We start from the raw sequence: 17,561 nt of genomic DNA on the forward strand, positions 1-17,561 counted from the left end.
TCTGCCCACTCCTATCCGCCCGCACGCTGCGCGCCGCGCCCCTTGGCGGCATAGGGCAGCACGAACATGTACAGGCCGCTGAACAGCAGCAGGAAGAGCGGCAGGAGCGGCGAGTAGACCACCCAGGCGGGAGGTTGACCAAATGCCATGGTGACGAAGTTGGTGATGACGGTCAGCGTAAAGATGATCGACAGCCAGCGATGAATTTGCCGGATCCACTTGTTCCAGTCCAATGGCACCTCCCGTCAAAGCGAGCCGAAGCGGACCAGCGATCCGCTTGCCGGCGGTTTCAATCCAGCCGTGCCAGGACGTCTTCCAGGGCAGTAAGGAACCTTTGCCAGCCGACCGTGGCGCCGCGGAAATAGGGCTGCTGATCCGGCCGGAAGCCGGTCTGCTCCATGCGCAGATGGGTTCCCGTGCTCGTAGCGGTGAGCGTCCAGGTGACCACACTCTCGAGATCCTTGGTGTCCCAGGTGTAGGACAGCGTCTTGTTGGGCTCGACCGTCTGGACCTGACAGTCGACGCCGCCCCAATCCGCGCTGAGATTGAAACGGTGGTCCACGACTGGCTTGAAGTTGTTCTTCATCAGCCACTCCTCGATCAGATGCGGTTGGGTAAGGGCACGCCAGATCTTCTCCGGCGGATAGGGGATTTCACGTTCGACGATGACGGAGCGCGTTTCGGTCGCAGTGTTGGTCATTGGTCCATTCTTTTGAGCAAATTTTCGAGGTCATCGAACCGGCTTTGCCAGAACGCGTTCATCTGGTTCGTCCAGTCGGTCAGGGGAGAAAGCGCTGCGAGCTGTGCGCTATAGTGGGTCTGCCGTCCCTCATGGCGGTCACGCACCAGCCCGGCCTGCCGGAGCACGCTGAGATGCTTCGACACCGCCGGCTGCGAGACCCCTGACTGAGCCGTCAGGGCGCCGACCGTCTGCTCGCCTTGCCGGCACAGGCGCTCGAAGATCGCTCGGCGCGTCGGATCGGAGAGCGTTCTGAAGAGGACATCGTGAGCGTTGGTCATTTGGGATCGATAACCCGGTGGCTATTGATTGACGTATAACCGTCCAGATATGTATGTGTCAAGCGGGAGCGTGGGGGGCACGATCGGGCCGTTTCCAAAAAAATCTTTCCATTGCCCCAAGGATTAGCCATTAGCCTTCGTCCAACAGGCAAATGATGGCGATGATGCTGGATGAAAGCGAAGCCTCCGACGCCGAATTGATCGGGCGGGCGAAGAGCGGAGACAGGGGGGCCTTCAGCAAATTGCTGGAGCGTCACTACGACTTCGTCTATCGCGCCGCCTATCGCTGGTGCGGCAAGAAGGCCGATGCCGAAGACATCGCCCAGGAAGTCTGCGTGCGGCTCGGCAAGGCGATCCGCGACTATCGCGGCGGCGGCGCTTTCACGACATGGCTCTATTCCGTGACGATGAACGCGGCGCGCGACGTGATGCGCAAGACCGCGCGCGAGACGGTCAAGACCGAGGCCTATGGCGTTCATGCGCTGATCTCGGGCGAGACGTCGACCGAACCGGAAGACCCGGCCGAGGCGCTGTGGGCGGCGGTGCGGCAATTGCCCGACAAGCAGCGCGATGCGGTGCTGCTGGTCTATGGCGAGGGCCTGAGCCACGCGGCCGCCGCCGAGGCGATGGCGATCTCGGAGACGACGGTTTCCTGGCACATCCATGAAGCGAAGAAACGGCTGAAGACGCTGATGCGCTCGGCCGGGGAAGTGTGACCATGGTCGACGACAACGAACTCAAGAGATTGCGCGATGCAGCAGTGCCGGCGCCCGCCCAGGACGCCAAGGCGCGTGCTTTCGAAGCCGCCCTGCGCGCCTACGATCAGGAAAATATTTCTGCTGTCACCCAAGGATCGGTTGGCGGGCTTCGTCTCACAGAGCGAGCACAAAAGCTCTGGAGCGAGATCATGCAAAAGAAACTCATTGCCACGCCGGCCCTTGCCGGGCTCGTCGCCCTGCCGATCGCCGGATACGCCACCTTCCATTTGCTGAGGGAACAGCCGCCCAAATTCGGCGGCGACGAGAAGATCAGCGAGACGCTGGCCGACAAGCCGCCGACCCTGAAGCCGACGACCGCCGAGCCGAAGCCGGCTCCGACCGGGCTGGAGAAGGACAAGAAAGCCGACGCCGATGTGGAAAGCCGCGACGCCACCGATGCGCTTGTGGCGCCGGCCTCGCCGCCGAAATCCGAATCGACCGTTGCCGGTGGCACGGCGCAGCAGGAATCGGCGACGGGCGCTCCCCGACAGGATGCTGCCGACGCAGGAAAGACGAACGTTGCACCCCCGGCGCCAGCCCCGACCGGCGAGTTTGCGCTGGATGGCACGACAAGCGCGCCCAGCACCTCTCGGGTTGCCCGCATGCCGGCCGAGTCCAAGCTGATGGTGCAGCCGCCGTCGACCTTGCCGGCCGACCAGGTGCAGCCGCAGGAGGAAAATCGCGACCGCGTTCAGGATTTCAAGACCAATCCGGTGCATGCAGCACTCGAGGACCCGGTCTCGACCTTCTCGATCGATGTCGACACGGCCTCCTATTCCTTCGTGCGCAGCTCGCTGAAGCAGGGCACCCTGCCGCAGGCCGATACGGTGCGCGTCGAGGAGATGATCAACTACTTCCCCTATGACTGGAAGGGTCCGGACTCGGCCTCGACGCCGTTCAACTCGACCGTCAGCGTCATGCCGACGCCGTGGAACACGCAGACCAGGCTGATGCACGTCGCCATCAAGGGTTTTGACGTCAAGCCGACCGAGCAGCCGAAGGCCAATCTGGTGTTCCTGATCGACGTCTCGGGTTCGATGGACGAGCCTGACAAGCTGCCGCTGCTCAAATCGGCTTTCCGGCTGCTGGTCAGCAAGCTGAAGGCCGACGACACCATCTCGATCGTCACCTATGCGGGTGATGCCGGCACGGTCCTGGAGCCGACCAAGGCGTCCGAGAAGGACAAGATTCTCAATGCCATCGACAATCTGACGCCCGGCGGCAGCACAGCTGGCGAGGCGGGTATCAAGGAGGCCTACAGGCTGGCGCAAAAGTCCTTCGTCAAGGATGGCGTCAACCGTGTGATGCTGGCCACAGACGGCGACTTCAATGTTGGTCAGACTGATGATGACGACCTCAAGCGGTTGATCGAGAGCGAGCGCAAGACCGGTGTCTTCCTGTCGGTGTTCGGCTTCGGTCGCGGCAATCTGAACGACCAGATGATGCAGACCATCGCGCAGAACGGCAACGGCACCGCCGCCTATATCGACACGCTGGCCGAGGCCGAAAAGGTGCTCGTCGAGGATGCCTCCTCGACGCTGTTCACCATCGCCAAGGACGTGAAGATCCAGGTCGAGTTCAATCCCAACAAGGTCTCGGAATACCGCCTGATCGGCTACGAGACCCGGGCGCTGAACCGCGAGGATTTCAACAATGACCGGGTCGATGCCGGCGATATCGGCTCGGGTCACTCGGTCACCGCGATCTATGAAATCACGCCCAAGGGCAGCGGTGGCGAGCAGATCGATCCGCTGCGTTATGGCCAGGCGTCGGTGGACAATGGCGGCGTCGCCAATGCGGACGAGTATGCCTTCGTCAAGATCCGCTACAAGCTGCCGAATGAGGATGTCTCGAAGCTGATCACCACGCCGGTGACCTCGGCCAACGAGATTTCGTCCTTCGACCAGGCCAGCACCGACCAGCGTTTCTCCGTCGCGGTTGCGGCCTTTGGCCAGAAGCTGCGCGACGAGGATGCGACCGCGAAGTTCGGTTACGACAAGATCATGGAGATTGCCACTGCCGCTCGAGGAGCCGACCCGTTTGGGTACAGGTCCGAGTTCCTCTCGCTTGTGCGCCTTGCCTCGGCGCTGGGCGGTAACCGGTAGTGGTGATGACGGCCGGTTTCTTTCAGATGGGATCGTTCTGATACGGGAAACCGACCGCGGGCGGGTGAGGCAGGCCGGCGAGGGGTTCATTCCCTTGCCGGCTTTTTTCGGATCTGTTGATATTCAGGTGAGGCCGGCCTGCGAATGGGGGTTCCCTGCGCTTCCGGTGCTCACGTACTTTAAGTACGCTCCGCTCCGGTTCTCGAAAACCACCATTCTCGACTCGGCCTGACCTGAATCTCAACAGATCCGAGGCGCAGCGTTAACCTGCATGATCGTTAAATTGCACAGCATTTCCGGTACTGGATCGCAACTCCCTCTTGCTACACGGGACAAGTGTACTGGGCTTGAGGGAGCCGAAATTGCAGATCAGGACTATCGCCAACTCGATACCACCGGCACGAGACGCCTCGGCGGTTTCATCAGCCCCATCATCAGAATCCAGGCGCATCAGCGACAACGTCACCGCTGCCCGCAACACCGCCATGTCGGCGCTGACCAACGACCGTTTCCGCGCCATGCTGGAACAGATAGCCGACCCGATCTCATCCGGCGCGCTGATGACCATGCGCGGCGACAATGTGGTCGACTTCAAGTCGGCGCAGTCAAGCTACGCCGACAACAGCGAATAATCGAAAACCGATAAGGTCAGGCCCGGCCGCGGCGGCGCTCGCGGCGGGCTTCACTGGTCTCGGCGGTGTTTTCCGTCGCCACCTTGTTGCGCATCGGACCAATGCGCTCGACGATCGCGGCAACCGTCGGACGATCCGCCTTGGTGTGCGCGTCGAGCGCCTTGCGCATGGCGGCAAGGTGCTGGAACGAGGTTCCGCAGCAGCCGCCGACAATTTTCGCGCCGGCGTCGACAGCGAGGCGTACATAGTCGGCCATCAGTTCGGGCGTGCCAGAGTAATGGATTTCGGTGCCGCGGAATTCGGGGATGCCGCAATTGCCCTTGACGATCACCGTTGCCTCCGGCTTCGCCTCGGTCATGTCGAGCAGCGAGGCGAGGATGTCGGACGCGCCGACGCCGCAATTGGCGCCAACGCCGAGCGGCGCCTGCGAAAGCCCGTCGGTGACGCCGTGGATATCCTTGGGCAGCAGGCCCATCATGGTGCGGCCGGCGGTATCGAAGGAACCGGTGTAGGTGTAGGGCAGGCCGACGCGGATCGCCGCCTCGGCGGCGGCGCGGATCTCGTCGGGAGCCGACATCGTCTCGATCCAGGCGACTTCGGCGCCGCCTTCCTTGAGGCCCTCGATCTGCTCGGCAAAGGCGTCGACCGCCTCGTCATAGGTCATGGCGCCAAGCGGCACCAGCAATTCGCCGGTCGGGCCGACCGAGCCGGCGACGATCACCTTGCGGCCGGCTCTGTCGGCGACGGCCCGCGCGAGCTCGGCGGCGCGCTTGTTCAGCGCATGCGCACGGTCCTGCGCATGGTGCAGCTTCAAGCGGTGACGGGTGCCGCCAAAGGAATTGGTGAGGATGATGTCGGCGCCGGCATCGACGAAATTCTGGTGCAGGCTGGTGATGGTGTCGGGCGCCGTCTCGTTCAGCAACTCGGGTGCCTCGCCAGCCTCCAGACCCATGGCGAACAAATTTGTGCCGGTGGCGCCATCGGCCAGCAGCACGCCCTTTTCAGCCAGCAGCGCATCGATCGGGTTGGTGGTCGTCATCGGATTGGCTTTCATGTTTCGAAGTCGAATAAGGATATAAAGAAGTCTTTATGTGTAGTCAATGATTTGCCGCTTTGACATCGCTGAATCGGAGGGGGGCCTTACGGTGATTGTCGAAACTCAGACAGTGCCTGTTGGGAACGACATGCCGGCCAGTCTGTGCGCGAAGCTGGAGGCTTCGTGCGCGTTGATGTCGGCGGCGCGGATCAGATTGTCGAAATGCTGGATCAGCGTCTGGATCGGCTGGGTGGCGTTGAGCACCAGATACATGTCGCCGACATAGATGGCGGCACGATAGGGTCCGAAGATGGTGTAGGGGATCGAATAGCGCATCCGCCCGTCATAGAGAAACAGCCGGAAGGTCGGATAGAGATCGTCGAGCAGCGTCGCCATATGCAGCAGCTGGGCGCGCCGGTCGGCTTCCGGGAAACGATCCCAGACACCCAGCCCACGTGCAAAGATCTCCAGCGTGTGGCGCGGCATGCAGACTTCCATGTCGGTTTCCGGCCGCCTGTTGTAGTCGATGCGGTATTGCGTTTCTCCGGCCTGGGCCAGGCGGCTCTTGTTGGCGATGCCCGCCTCATAGTCGACCAACGCTTCGGTGCGCAGAAGATCGGGAATGCCGGCCGGAACGTAGCGGATCTTGGTGCCGGCCGCCTCGGCATGCCATTTGGCCAGCAGCGTGCGGTCGAAGCCGTCGGGTGCCTCCTCGATCTCCAGGCTCTCGCGGATTTCGCCGGTGAGGCCCTCGTCCTGGCTGAGGCCGAGTAGCCAGTCGAGCGACACTTTGAACTCGGCGGCGATGTTGAGCAGCGTTTCGGCGCGGGGCAGGCGGGTCGAGGCGCCCGACAACAGCTGCGACAGCGCCGAGCGGTCGATGCCGACCGCGGTCGCGAAGGCCGACTGGTTGAGGTCGGAGCGTGTCAAGAGCGTTTTCAAGCGTTCGCGGAAGATCGTCGACAGGTCGCGCTTGTCCATGTCCGTGCTCCAGGCCGATTGAGGAAAAATTTGCGCCGAAGCCCCTCTGGGCGTGTCTCAGGCGTAAATGAATCCCTAAGTCTGTTTACAATGTATAACATGTGCGGTCAAAAATGCGCAATCGCAACAGTTTGTGCACTTTGTCTCGTTGAGTGGAATCATTTCTCCTGACACAATGCTGTCAGGAACCAATTGGGGTTCCGGCGACTGAGGGACAGTGGTCGATAGCATGACGAGCAAGAGCATCAGGCGACACAGCGTACCGGCCATCGAGTGGCCGACCGTGGTACTCGCCTTCTTCTGTTACGCGACATGGCTCGCCACCGGTTTCCTGCTCTGGCCATCCTACCCCGTCCTGGCGCTCGCCGTCCTGGCTTTCACCGCCGCACTGCAATCTTCGATCATGCACGAAGTGCTGCACGGTCATCCGACACGCAATGCGCGGGTCAACGAAGCCTTTGTGTTCCTGCCGATCGGTCTGGTCTGGCCATTCCGCCGCTTCAAGACCATCCATCTGCGCCACCACGCCGACGAGCGGCTGACCGATCCACTGGACGATCCAGAGAGCTATTACCAGGCGCTCTGGCAGCATGACGAGCTGCCGCCGACGATGAAATTCCTGCTCAAGATCAACAACACCATGGCCGGCCGTTTCGTGCTCGGCCCCTGGCTGTCCTGCATCGGTTTCTTCATCGACGACGCCAAGCAGATGATTGCCGGCGACAAGGCGATCCGCAAGGCGTGGCTGCTGCATGCGATCGGCCTCGCCATCGTGATACCGATCGTCCAGTTCGGCTTCGGCATCCCGCTGTGGCTTTACATTCTGGTGCCGGTCTGGCTCGGCCAGTCGCTGATCTCGATCCGCACTTTCGCCGAGCATCAATGGTCGGAGCATCCGGAAGGCCGCACGGTGATCGTCGAGCGCTCGCCGCTGTCGTTCCTGTTCCTCAACAACAATCTGCATTTCGTCCACCACAAGACCCCGACGGTGGCCTGGTACAGACTGCCCAAGCTGTTTCGCGACCGCCGCGAGGAATGGCTGCGGATGAACAATGGCTATGCCTATCCCAACTATTTCGCGCTGATCAAAGCCTATGCCTTCAAGGCGAAAGAGCCGATCGTGCACCCGGTGCTGCGGCGTCAAGCCGAGCCGGGCAGGGCCTTCAAGCCACGCATCAGGGCGCGCAGCATCAACGGGCTTGGCAGTGCGCCGGTTCCCGCCGAGCCGCCCAAGGAATAATTTCCGGCGTATCCGGGATCCGTGTCGGCCAATTCTGATTGGACGCCGCGTTTCTGCGATCCTTTTTCCAGACATGATGATTGAGTGTCGGCATGAGTGAATTGGTTGCGGCATTGCCGATGTATGACTGGCCCGAAGTGCGCGGCGAGGTCGACGCGCAATGGGTACGGTTGCGGGACGCCTTTCGGCAAAAGGGCATCGACGCGCCGCAAGCCATCGTGCGCCGCAATGGCGACCTGCCGCCGGTGCCGGGCGGAATTCGTGATGCTGCCGGTGCATTGATCGCACCCGACCCGGCGACATTGCCGCCGGACGAACTCGATTTTCACAGACTGTGGCTGCACCCGGCGCTACTTTTCGCGCAAACCTGCTGGGGGCCGATGGAACTCGGCCTGTCCAAGCATGTGCAGGTGGTCGGCCAGCCGAGCTACGACGCCTATGAAGGCGGGCAGGGCGAGGTCTATTCGAGCGCTCTGGTGATGCGGACAGGCGAGGGGCCGGAAGTCCGATCGCCTGCGGATGGCAGCCCCTTGCTCCCGCTGGATCTGATCCGTGGCAAGCGCTTCACGTTCAACAGTCTCGATTCGATGTCGGGATTCCTCGGACTGACGCGCGACCTCGATGCTATGGGCGAGAGTCTGGACATGTTTGCCTCACGCAGCGAAAGCGGCGGCCACCGCGCTTCGATCGTCGCCATTGCCGAAGGCTGGGCCGATGTTGCGGCGATCGACTGCGAAAGCTGGGCGCTGGCGCAGCTTTTCGAGCCGGCGGCGAAAAAGGTGGCGGTCGTCGGCTGGACAGGACGGCGCAAAGGCCTGCCGTTCATCACGGCGAGGGCGACGCCGGAAAAGACAGTCAGGGCAATGCGGGAAGCACTTGCGGGACTAGCCGAGCAGCCTCGCATCCAGCGGATAGGTTGAAAGCTTTTCGTTGCCGGTCTCGGTGATCAGGATCTGCTCTTCGATCTTGACGCCTTCGCGCCCGCCAAGCCGGCCGATATAGCTTTCCACGCACAGCACCATGCCTGGTTCCAGCACGCCGTCCGGCGTGTCCGATGTCCAGTCGTTGGCATGCGGCAGCGTCGGGTATTCGTCGGCCAGCCCGACGCCGTGATAAAGCACGCCGTAGCGCGTCGGGAAGCAGTCTCCCGGCGGCACCGCCGAGCGTTCGACAAGGTCGCGAAACGATATGCCCGGCTGCATCAGAGCCGTGTTGTGTTCGATCTGGTCGGCGGCGATGCGGAACAGGTCTCGCTGTTCATTGGTCGGCTTTGCATCGCCGCACAGCCATGTGCGCGACAGGTCGGCGCAGAAGCCGTAAGGGCCGATCAGGTCGGTGTCGAAGGCGACCAAATCGCCAGCCTCGATCTTGCGCGACGAGCATTCCTGGAACCATGGATTGGTGCGCGGTCCCGACGTCAGCAGCCGGGTTTCGATCCATTCGCCGCCGCGCGCGATGTTGCCGCGATGCAGTTCCGCCCACAGCTCGTTTTCGGAAATCCCCGGCTTCAGCGCCTGTTCCATCTCGCCCATCGCTGCCTCGCAAGCGACGATGGCGCGACGCATGGCGAGGATCTCGTCCGGCGATTTGATCAGTCGCGCGTTCTCCATCACCGCTTCGCCATTGCCGATGGAGATACCAAGCCGCGCCAGTTCCTCGACGCCTTCCGGATTGATGTGATCGACGGCGATGCGGCTGTTGCCGTCGCCATGTTCCCTGACCAGATCGGCGATGCCGGCGGCCCAGCGGCGGACCTTCTGCTCGGTCAGTTCGCCGCCATAGAGATACATCCACGACACCGCCGGCCGCACTTCGTCGACGACGCCGGAATGATCGGACAGGTGCTCGCAGGAAAAATAGTCGAACAGCACCACCGGCCCCTCGGTGGCGACGAAACAATGCCGCGTCGGGTTGTGCGCGACCCAGAGCTGCATGTTGGTGCTGTCGGTGGCGTAGCGGATGTTGACGGGGTCGTAGAGCAGGGCGCCGGCATAGCCACGGCGCTTCAGCTCGGCGCGGATGCGCTCCAGCCGGTACTTCCGCATGGCAGACAGGTCGGGAGCGGCAATGCCTGCCGCTGCCCATTCACCTTCTGCCTGCGCGCCATAGCCCAGCACATGCTGGTTGAGCGAAGCCGCCTTCCGGCGGGAGGCCTCGCGCAGGGCTTCGATCGAACCGGGCTCGAACGGCATGATCTTGCGGTGGCGGCCAAAGCCGCCCTTTGGCCCCGCGCTGTCCATGGTCGAACTCAGGTCCGCATCTTCTCGCCGCTCGGGTCGAAAGGCGCTTCGACGTTGATACGGGCCGGGCGCCGATGGCCGAGGATCTCGATCTCGAACAATCCGGCGCTTTCGTCCTCGGCAAGAGCGGCCGGCACATAGCCTTGTGCCATCGACTTCTGGACATAGTGGGCATAGCCGCCCGACGTGACCCAGCCGACAACGCGCCAGTCGCCGTCGACGATGCCGCGCACGGCGGACGCGCCTTCGGCAGCCTTGGAGCCGCGTATTTCCTTGCCGCCCTTGTCGAAACGCGGCGCGCCATAGCCATGCGGCTTTTCAACCGTGCCGTAGTCCTTGCTGACCTTGGCCCAGATCGGCTCGTCGCCCATGACGTCGGCGTCGGCAGCATCGACGATGAAGGAAACGCGGCGCAGTTTTGGCCCCGTCGCCTGTTCCTTGGCGGCTGCCTCGCGGCCGATGAAGTCGTTCTTCTCCAGCTTGATGAAGCGATCCATCGCCCCTTCGAACGGTCCGTAGATCGGCCGCAACTCGCGGAACCAGGTCGGAAAATTCTTTTCCAGGCGCATGGAGAGCAGAGCGCGCATGCCGAAATCGACCAGGCCGAATTCCTCGCCGGCGTCCTTGATCGCCTGATAGACGAGGCGCTGGTAGGCCGGCGCCATCCAGATCTCGTAGCCGAGATCGCCGGTGTAGGTGATGCGGTTGACCAGGCATGGCGCGCCGCCGACCGCCATCTCGCGGAAATCCATGAAGCGGAAGGCTTTGGTCGAGATGTCGACGTCGACCAGCTTCTGCAGCAAATCCCGCGACTTTGGTCCAGCGATCGACAACCCGACCAGCGTCTGGTCGAAGCGGTGGATGCGAACCGAACCGTCCTTCGGCAGGTGCTTTTCGAACCAGCGCATGTGGTATTTCTGCGCCGCCGACGAACCCCAGATCATGAAGCGGTCTTCGGCCGCCTTGGCGATGGTGAAGTCGCCGATCAGCTTACCGAATTCGTTGAGCATCGGCGTCAGCACGATGCGGCCGGTCTTCGGCATGCGATTGGTCATCAGCCGGTTGAGGAAATCCTCGGCAGCCGATCCCGCCACTTCGTATTTGGCGAAATTGGCGACCTCGGTGACGCCGACACGCTCACGCGTGGCGCGCACTTCCTCGCCGATCGGCCCAAAATCGTTGGAACGGTGGAAAGAGACAATGTCCTTCGGCTCTTTGCCTTTCGGCGCGAACCAGAGAGGGGTTTCGAGGCCCCACGAGTCGCCCATGACCGCATTGTTGGCCAGCATCGTGTCGTAGAGCGGCGTCGTCTGCGCCGGGCGTGCGGCCGGCAGTTCCTCGTTGGGGAAGCGGATGGAGAAGCGGCGCGAATAGTTCTCGCGCACCTTGGCGTTGGTGTAGCGCAGGCCGGCCCATTCGCCGAAGCGGGTGACGTCCATTCCCCAGACGTCGAAGCCGGGATCGCCATGCACCATCCAATTCGACAAAGCGAGGCCAACGCCGCCGCCCTGGCTGAAGCCGGCCATGACGGCGCAGGCGCACCAGAAATTGGTCAGGCCCTGTACCGGGCCAACCAGCGGGTTGCCGTCGAGCGCGAAGGTGAAGGGGCCGTTGATGATCTGCTTGATGCCGGCCTTCTCGATGCCGGGGAAATGCTTGAAGCCGATTTCGAGCGACGGCGCGATGCGGTCGAGGTCCGGCGGCAGCAATTCATGGCCGAAATCCCATGGCGTGTTGACCGGCGACCACGGCTTGCAGGCCTTCTCATAGGTGCCGAGCAGGATGCCGTTCCGTTCCTGGCGGGTGTAGATCTCGCCCTTGAAGTCGAGCACGCCGATCATTTCGCGCCCGGTCGACTTGTTGAACTCCTCGACCTCCGGCATCGGCTCGGTGAGCAAATACATGTGCTCCATGGCCAGCACCGGCAGTTCGACGCCGACCATGCGGCCGATCTCGCGCGCCCACAAGCCGCCGCAGTTGACGACATGCTCGGCCTTCACCGTGCCCTGTTCGGTGACGACGTTCCAGGTGCCGTCGACCTCCTGCGTCAGTTCGACGACACGGTTGCGCAGCACGATCTCGGCGCCGAGTTTTTTAGCCGCCTTGGAATAGGCGATGGTGGTGCCGGACGGATCGAGATGGCCTTCGACCGGGTCCCACATGGCGCCGACGAAATTGGTCTCGTCCATCAGCGGGAACATCGCCTTGGCTTCGGACGGCGTAATCAGCTCTGTGTCCATGCCGAGATAGCGGCCCTTGGCGTGGGCAAGGCGCAGGAAGTCCATGCGCTCGGGCGTATCGGCCATCATCACGCCGCCGGTCAAATGCAGCGAGCAGGACTGGCCGGATATTTCCTCGATCTCCTTGTAGAGCTGCACCGTATAGGCCTGCAGCTTGGCGACGTTGGGATCACCGTTGAGCGTGTGGAAGCCGCCCGCCGCATGCCAGGACGAGCCGGAGGTAAGCTCCGAGCGCTCGATCAGCATGATGTCGGTCCAGCCGGCCTTGGCCAGGTGGTAGAGAACCGAGCAGCCAACGACGCCGCCGCCGATGACAACCGCTTTAACGTGAGATTTCATCAAGATAGGTCCGTTTTTGAAGAGATTGAATCGGGTGAGCGGGGTGTGAAAACAAAGCGGTGATCGGATGCAGCGGTGTTCTCGGCCAGCCTGCCATCAAGCGCGGCGAGGATGGTTTCACAGACCGGAGTACGATGTTTCAGGACGTCGTGGTTCCAAACACGCAGGATCGAATAGCCTTCAGCGCGCATGAAGTCGTCGCGGCGGCGGTCATAGGAACTGCCGGCGTGTTGTGAGCCGTCAATCTCGACGACGAGCCATTTTTCGCGGCAGGTGAAGTCCGCAAAAAAGGGCCGATGGAGAACTGACGCGTAAAGCGGTAGCCGCCAAGGTTGCGCGCCTTCAGTTCAAGCCAAAGCAACGCTTCCGCTTGATTGCCTGCTTGCCGGAGATTCCGCGCTCTCTTCGTTGTCCCCATTTTGCGACGACTGCGCGTTTCATGAACGGCTTCCCCCACTCCGTCGCCGCTTCGCGGCGCCACCTCTCCCCTCCGGAGGGAGAGGAAAGGCGCCAGCTGGAATCGCTTCGCGCCCTTCCTCTACCCCGTCGATCGGGGAGAGGTGTCGAGCGCAGCTCGACGGAGTGGGGGTCGACCGTTCATCAAGTCCATACGAATGATCAGTTCATCAACAATACTGACGGTCAAAAATCGGTTGGCGCGCCGCCCTCGGACCGCCGCTTGGCGACGAAGGCGTTGAGTTCCTCGCGGATAGCCGGGTCCATATAGGGCTCTTCGTAGGACGCAAGCCGTTCCTTCCAGACTTTGTTGGCCTTTTCGAGCGCCGTCGGCGAGCCGGCTTCCGCCCAGGTCTCGTAATTGCGCCAGTCGGAGAGGATCGGTGAGTAGAAGGCGGTCTTGTAGCGGTCCTGCGTGTGCTGGGTGCCGAAGAAATGGCCGCCCGGACCGACCGACTGGATGGCGTCGAAGCCGAGCGCCTCTTCGGAAAGGTCGAGCGGGGTCAGGAATTCAGCCACCATCTGCAGCAGGTCGATGTCCAGAATGGTTTTCTCGTAGGAGCAGCGCAGGCCGCCTTCGAGCCAGCCGGCGGCATGCATCATCAGATTGCCGCCGCCCTGGATGGCGCCCCACAGTGAGAACACACTTTCATAAGCCGCCTGCGCGTCGACCGTGTTGGCGGCGCAGGTGTTGGAGGTGCGGTAGGGGATGTTGTAGCGACGGGCGAGCTGCCCCCCGACGAGCTGCGCCTTCATGTATTCCGGCGTGCCGAAAGCCGGCGAACCGGACTTCATGTCGACATTGGAAGTGAAGCCGCCATAGCCGACGGGGGCGCCCTTGCGGACCATCTGGGCGAAGGCGATGCCGGACAGCGCCTCGGCGTTCTGCTGCACCAGCGCGCCGGCAATGGTGACCGGCGCCATGGCGCCCGACAGGGTGAACGGTGTCACGACGACGACCTGGCCCTTGCTCGACATCTGGATGATGCCTTCCATCATCGGCACGTCGAGCTTGAGCGGCGAATTGGTGTTGATGATGGTGAAGACGGACGGCTCTTTCAGCATCTGTTCGTGGCTGATGCCGCGCGCGATCCTGGCGATCTCGATGCCGTCGACATTGCGTTCCTTGCCGAGCGAATAGATGTGGAACACCTTGTCGGTGAGCACGCTGAGATCGCGGATGCATTCGAGGTGGCGGACGGACGGATGGATATCGGTCGGCTCGACCGGGTAGCCGCCCGTGCAGTTCAGGATGTTGTGCATCTGCGCGAGTTTTAAGAAGTTGCGATAGTCCTGCTGGTTGCCCGGCCGGCGGCCGCGATCGATGTCGGAGCAATTGGGCGCCGACGCCATCATCGAGATGATCACATTGTTGCCGCCAAAGCGCACATTGTGCGCGGGGTTGCGGGCATGGATGGTGAACTCCGACGGGCAGTGCGACACCAGTTCCAGGATCATGTCGCTGTCGAAGCGCACCCGCTCGCTGCCTTCGCGCACGTCGGCGCCATGCGCCTTCATGATACTGCGGGCCTCGTCATGCAGCACGTCGACGCCGATTTCCCGCAGAACGCGCAAGGAAGCGAGGTGGATCGATTCCAGTTCGTCGTCCGAAACCAGCCTGGTTGGCGTCAGCGGGTTCTTCAGCTGGCGGAAAGCCGGCTGCTCGAACGCGGCCGAGCCGCCGGCGCGCTTTCCGGCGCGGCCGCCGCGACGGGCGCGGTCGGTGGCCAATGCCGGTTCTGAGGGTTGTAGGGCGGCGGTCATGATGGTCCTCGTACGATGCGATAGCGGGCGGCATAATGGACCGGCGGCCGTCCAGTTATTGCGGAGGCGGCGACCACTAGGGCGAGGGAAGCGACATGCCGGAACGGCAGGTGCGCGGCCGTGACATCGGCTTGATTGCGTTGCCTCGTTGGCGCAAGCGGATTTCGCTCGCCGGCCCTTCCTTTCCCAAGGTCCAACCCGTAGCTAGTCGGGCTTGCCGGCCGGATGGCCGGCACTTCATATGGATGACAGCATCAGCATGGTCGCGACCGGCTCAAGCGAAGGCGAAGCGGGAACGCAGTGGGCAGCGCTTGCCGGCGTCACCGCGGCACTTGCCATGTTCGGCGCCGCGCAAGGGCTGAGTTCGCCGCTGTTCACGCTCCTGATGCAGAAGCAAGGCATGTCGCCGGCACTGATTGGCCTGTCGGCGGCGATGATGCCGCTCGGGCTGATCCTGTCGGCTTCGTTCGTGCCGGCGGCGGTGCGGCTGGTCGGCGCACGCAACCTGGCGGTAGGCTGCTCGCTGATCGGCGCGCTCTGCTTCCTGGGCATCGGCTATCTGCAGGACTGGGTGGCCTGGTTCGTCATCCGCTTCATCATCGGCGTGGTCATCAACCCGCTCTACATCCTTGGCGAGGTGTGGGCGCTGTCGCTGGCGCCACCGTCGCGGCGCGGCCGGGTGATGGGCGTGTTCAACACAATGCTGGGCGCCGGTTACTCTGCCGGGCCATTCGCGCTGACCCTGCTGGGTACGTCGGGCTGGGCGCCCTTCCTTGTCGGCGTCGGCGGCTTCGCGCTTTGCGCGGTGATCCTGCGCGCCGTCTCGTCAAAGCTCACCGGTTTCGAGGATGACGGCCAGCCTGCCAGCGGCCTTGTCGGCTTTGCCAAAATGGCGCCGGCGCTGCTGCTTGCCGTCCTGGTCTCGGCGGCGGTCCAGCAGAGCACCTATGCGCTGGTCCCGGTCTTCGGCGCCAGTTACGGTCTGGCCGAAGCCGTGCTGGCCTCGCTGGTGATGGCGCTGTCGCTGGGCAACATCCTGCTGCAGATACCGCTCGGCCTTCTGGCGGAGCGCTTTGGCGGCCGCACCATGATCATCGTCTGTGCGCTGGCAACGAGCGCCTGCGCGGCCCTGCTGCCGTTGCTGATCATGACGCCGCTGATCTGGGTGGTGCTGCTGGTGATGGGGGCAGTTGGCTACGGCGTCTACACAATGGCGCTGGTCGAGCTCGGCAGCCGGTTCAAGGGCTCGGTGCTGGTCGCCGGCAACGCGGCCTTTGCGCTGATGTGGGGCGCCGGTGGCATCGTCGGCCCACCTGGCGCCGGCCTGCTCATGCAAGGCATCGGCCCGCTCGGCCTGCCGGTCGTGATCGCCGGCCTCGACGCGGTGCTGGTGTTGTTCGCGCTGTATCGCTCGTCGGTGCGCCGAGCTTCCTGACAAGCCCAGCCTCCTGACAAGCATCGTCTGGAGCAAGCGGTTTTCGGCCGCCGGGGGCTTACCACCATCCAACTCAATCGCTAATCCTGCAGCCCGATAGTGGTGCGCACAATGACTCTGGCGGAATCGAACGACGGCGAGACCATGCAATGGGCCGCGATCACCGGTGTGATCGCGACCGTCTCGGTGTTCGCCATCGCGCAGGGGCTGTCTTATCCGCTGTTGAGCTTCATTCTCCAGCGCCAGGGCGTTTCTCCGGCGATGATCGGCCTGTCGGCGGCGATGACGCCGGTCGGCTTCATCCTGTCGTCACCGCTGATCCCGGCGCTGGCGCGGCGGTTCGGGGCAGGGCGCACGGCGCTCATTTGTGCTGCCCTGTCGGCAATCGTGCTGGCGCTGATCGGCTGGACGCAGAATGTCTATCTCTGGTTTCCGCTGCGCTTCCTGATCGGCGTGGTGACCAATCCGCTTTATGTGCTGAGCGAGATCTGGGTGATCGCGCTGGCGCCGCCGGCGCGGCGCGGCCGCGTCATGGGTGTCTATTCGACGATCATCTCGGCCGGTTTTGCCGCCGGACCGTTGTGCCTGCTTGCCGTCGGCACGGAAGGCTGGCCGCCGTTTCTGGTCGGCATTTTCGCCTTCGTGCTGTGCGGCATCTGCCTGGCCTCGGTGCTGCCGCGCCTGCCCAAGGTCGACGAGGCCGGGCACCAAGTTTCCGTCCTTGGCTTCGTTCCGCTGGCCTGGCTGCTGTTGTTTGCCGTCGTGGTAGCCGCCGGCTTCGAGCAGGGCGCGCTGGCCCTGCTGCCGGTCTATGGCACGCATCACGGCATCACTGAAACCCGCATGTCGGCGCTGCTGTCGGTGATGATCGCCGGCAACATCGCCATGCAGGTGCCGCTCGGCCTGCTGGCGGAGAGGCTTTCCGCCCGCGTCGTGCGGCTTGCCTGCGTCGCGATCACGGTGCTCGGCTGCCTGCTCCTGCCGCTCCTCATCGAGTCACCGCTGATCTGGCCGATGATCTTTGTCTGGGGCGCGGTTTCCTACGGTATCTACACAATGTCGATCATCGAGCTCGGCGAGCGCTTTACCGGCTCGACACTGGTCGCCGGCAACGCCGCCTTTTCCCTGATGTGGGGCGTTGGCGGCATCGCCGTGCCGCCGTTGGCGGGGGGCGCGATGGATATTCTGGGCGCGAGAGGTCTACCGATCACGCTTGGTCTGATGTGTCTTGCGCTGGCGATCGCGAGCCTCGTCGGTCGGCGGAAAGCCTCAATCGTGCGCTGAACATATTGAATATCGGACATTTAATATCGAT

General features: G+C 63.1%; 15 protein-coding genes and 1 pseudogene. 7 read left to right on the forward strand and 9 right to left on the reverse strand.

Features of this window, described 5'->3' with window-relative positions:
• Window positions 1–11 precede the first annotated feature (11 nt).
• Genes HB777_09315 through HB777_09325 form a run of 3 tightly spaced genes read right to left on the reverse strand, consistent with a single transcriptional unit; the run spans window position 12 to window position 1,020 of the window.
• Complete coding sequence (locus HB777_09315; GenBank protein ID QND64089.1) at window positions 12–233, reverse strand: hypothetical protein; 222 nt, start codon at window positions 231–233, stop codon at window positions 12–14.
• A 56-nt stretch (window positions 234–289) separates the two neighbouring features.
• Window positions 290–700, reverse strand: coding sequence for an SRPBCC domain-containing protein (locus HB777_09320; GenBank protein QND64090.1), 411 nt, complete (start codon window positions 698–700; stop codon window positions 290–292).
• Window positions 697–1,020 (reverse strand): helix-turn-helix transcriptional regulator, encoded by a 324-nt coding sequence (locus HB777_09325; protein ID QND64091.1) that lies wholly within the window; start codon window positions 1,018–1,020, stop codon window positions 697–699. The genes HB777_09320 and HB777_09325 overlap by 4 nt, the downstream gene beginning before the upstream one ends.
• Window positions 1,021–1,175: 155 nt before the next feature.
• Here HB777_09325 and HB777_09330 point away from each other — a divergent pair, with 155 nt between their 5' ends.
• The 3 genes from HB777_09330 (at window position 1,176) to HB777_09340 (ending at window position 4,515) form a co-directional block, all read left to right on the forward strand.
• The gene (locus HB777_09330) at window positions 1,176–1,736 is read left to right on the forward strand and encodes an RNA polymerase sigma factor (protein ID QND64092.1); all 561 of its coding nucleotides are present in this window, start codon (window positions 1,176–1,178) and stop codon (window positions 1,734–1,736) included.
• Window positions 1,737–1,738: 2 nt separating this feature from the next.
• On the forward strand, window positions 1,739–3,883 hold the full coding sequence (locus HB777_09335; GenBank protein QND64093.1) for a DUF3520 domain-containing protein: 2,145 nt from the start codon (window positions 1,739–1,741) through the stop codon (window positions 3,881–3,883).
• Window positions 3,884–4,245: 362 nt separating this feature from the next.
• On the forward strand, window positions 4,246–4,515 hold the full coding sequence (locus tag HB777_09340; protein QND64094.1) for a hypothetical protein: 270 nt from the start codon (window positions 4,246–4,248) through the stop codon (window positions 4,513–4,515).
• A 16-nt stretch (window positions 4,516–4,531) separates the two neighbouring features.
• Here the strand turns inward: HB777_09340 and bmt are convergent, their stop codons facing one another.
• Both bmt and HB777_09350 read right to left on the reverse strand, forming a co-directional pair.
• Window positions 4,532–5,554 (reverse strand): betaine--homocysteine S-methyltransferase, encoded by a 1,023-nt coding sequence (bmt, locus tag HB777_09345; GenBank protein ID QND64095.1) that lies wholly within the window; start codon window positions 5,552–5,554, stop codon window positions 4,532–4,534.
• A 120-nt stretch (window positions 5,555–5,674) separates the two neighbouring features.
• Window positions 5,675–6,532: a helix-turn-helix domain-containing protein gene (locus tag HB777_09350; GenBank protein QND64096.1), complete on the reverse strand. Its 858-nt coding sequence runs from the start codon at window positions 6,530–6,532 to the stop codon at window positions 5,675–5,677.
• A 229-nt stretch (window positions 6,533–6,761) separates the two neighbouring features.
• Here HB777_09350 and HB777_09355 point away from each other — a divergent pair, with 229 nt between their 5' ends.
• Together HB777_09355 and HB777_09360 are read left to right on the forward strand one after the other, a co-directional pair.
• Complete coding sequence (locus HB777_09355; GenBank protein QND64097.1) at window positions 6,762–7,772, forward strand: fatty acid desaturase; 1,011 nt, start codon at window positions 6,762–6,764, stop codon at window positions 7,770–7,772.
• Between the two features lie 92 nt (window positions 7,773–7,864).
• On the forward strand, window positions 7,865–8,692 hold the full coding sequence (locus tag HB777_09360; protein QND64098.1) for a PhnD/SsuA/transferrin family substrate-binding protein: 828 nt from the start codon (window positions 7,865–7,867) through the stop codon (window positions 8,690–8,692).
• Here the strand turns inward: HB777_09360 and HB777_09365 are convergent.
• From HB777_09365 to HB777_09380, 4 genes and pseudogenes are all read right to left on the reverse strand, one after another.
• Window positions 8,657–10,012, reverse strand: coding sequence for an aminopeptidase P family protein (locus HB777_09365; GenBank protein ID QND64099.1), 1,356 nt, complete (start codon window positions 10,010–10,012; stop codon window positions 8,657–8,659). The two genes, HB777_09360 and HB777_09365, sit on opposite strands and share 36 nt — an antisense overlap.
• Window positions 10,013–10,020: 8 nt before the next feature.
• Window positions 10,021–12,591, reverse strand: coding sequence for an FAD-dependent oxidoreductase (locus HB777_09370; protein ID QND64100.1), 2,571 nt, complete (start codon window positions 12,589–12,591; stop codon window positions 10,021–10,023).
• Window positions 12,591–13,009, reverse strand: a pseudogene (locus tag HB777_09375) (endonuclease domain-containing protein). The gene HB777_09370 and the pseudogene HB777_09375 overlap by 1 nt, the downstream one beginning before the upstream one ends.
• 224 nt (window positions 13,010–13,233) lie before the next feature.
• The gene (locus HB777_09380; GenBank protein QND64101.1) at window positions 13,234–14,811 is read right to left on the reverse strand and encodes a trimethylamine methyltransferase family protein; all 1,578 of its coding nucleotides are present in this window, start codon (window positions 14,809–14,811) and stop codon (window positions 13,234–13,236) included.
• Between the two features lie 259 nt (window positions 14,812–15,070).
• Here HB777_09380 and HB777_09385 point away from each other — a divergent pair, with 259 nt between their 5' ends.
• Together HB777_09385 and HB777_09390 are read left to right on the forward strand one after the other, a co-directional pair.
• Window positions 15,071–16,246 (forward strand): MFS transporter, encoded by a 1,176-nt coding sequence (locus HB777_09385; protein QND68717.1) that lies wholly within the window; start codon window positions 15,071–15,073, stop codon window positions 16,244–16,246.
• A 111-nt stretch (window positions 16,247–16,357) separates the two neighbouring features.
• On the forward strand, window positions 16,358–17,530 hold the full coding sequence (locus HB777_09390; protein QND64102.1) for an MFS transporter: 1,173 nt from the start codon (window positions 16,358–16,360) through the stop codon (window positions 17,528–17,530).
• Window positions 17,531–17,561: the final 31 nt, after the last annotated feature.

This window comes from Mesorhizobium loti (genome assembly GCA_014189435.1).
Lineage (GTDB): Bacteria > Pseudomonadota > Alphaproteobacteria > Rhizobiales > Rhizobiaceae > Mesorhizobium > Mesorhizobium loti_G.

What these genes read in the sequence shown, in the direction of transcription:
- HB777_09320 (QND64090.1), bottom strand. Translation starts at nt 700, where the DNA reads ATGACCAACACTGCGACCGAAACGCGCTCCGTCATCGTCGAACGTGAA.
- HB777_09325 (QND64091.1), bottom strand. Translation starts at nt 1,020, where the DNA reads ATGACCAACGCTCACGATGTCCTCTTCAGAACGCTCTCCGATCCGACG.
- HB777_09330 (QND64092.1), top strand. Translation starts at nt 1,176, where the DNA reads ATGGCGATGATGCTGGATGAAAGCGAAGCCTCCGACGCCGAATTGATC.
- HB777_09335 (QND64093.1), top strand. Translation starts at nt 1,739, where the DNA reads ATGGTCGACGACAACGAACTCAAGAGATTGCGCGATGCAGCAGTGCCG.
- bmt (QND64095.1), bottom strand. Translation starts at nt 5,554, where the DNA reads ATGACGACCACCAACCCGATCGATGCGCTGCTGGCTGAAAAGGGCGTG.
- HB777_09350 (QND64096.1), bottom strand. Translation starts at nt 6,532, where the DNA reads ATGGACAAGCGCGACCTGTCGACGATCTTCCGCGAACGCTTGAAAACG.
- HB777_09355 (QND64097.1), top strand. Translation starts at nt 6,762, where the DNA reads ATGACGAGCAAGAGCATCAGGCGACACAGCGTACCGGCCATCGAGTGG.
- HB777_09360 (QND64098.1), top strand. Translation starts at nt 7,865, where the DNA reads ATGAGTGAATTGGTTGCGGCATTGCCGATGTATGACTGGCCCGAAGTG.
- HB777_09365 (QND64099.1), bottom strand. Translation starts at nt 10,012, where the DNA reads ATGGACAGCGCGGGGCCAAAGGGCGGCTTTGGCCGCCACCGCAAGATC.
- HB777_09370 (QND64100.1), bottom strand. Translation starts at nt 12,591, where the DNA reads ATGAAATCTCACGTTAAAGCGGTTGTCATCGGCGGCGGCGTCGTTGGC.
- HB777_09380 (QND64101.1), bottom strand. Translation starts at nt 14,811, where the DNA reads ATGACCGCCGCCCTACAACCCTCAGAACCGGCATTGGCCACCGACCGC.
- HB777_09385 (QND68717.1), top strand. Translation starts at nt 15,071, where the DNA reads ATGGTCGCGACCGGCTCAAGCGAAGGCGAAGCGGGAACGCAGTGGGCA.
- HB777_09390 (QND64102.1), top strand. Translation starts at nt 16,358, where the DNA reads ATGACTCTGGCGGAATCGAACGACGGCGAGACCATGCAATGGGCCGCG.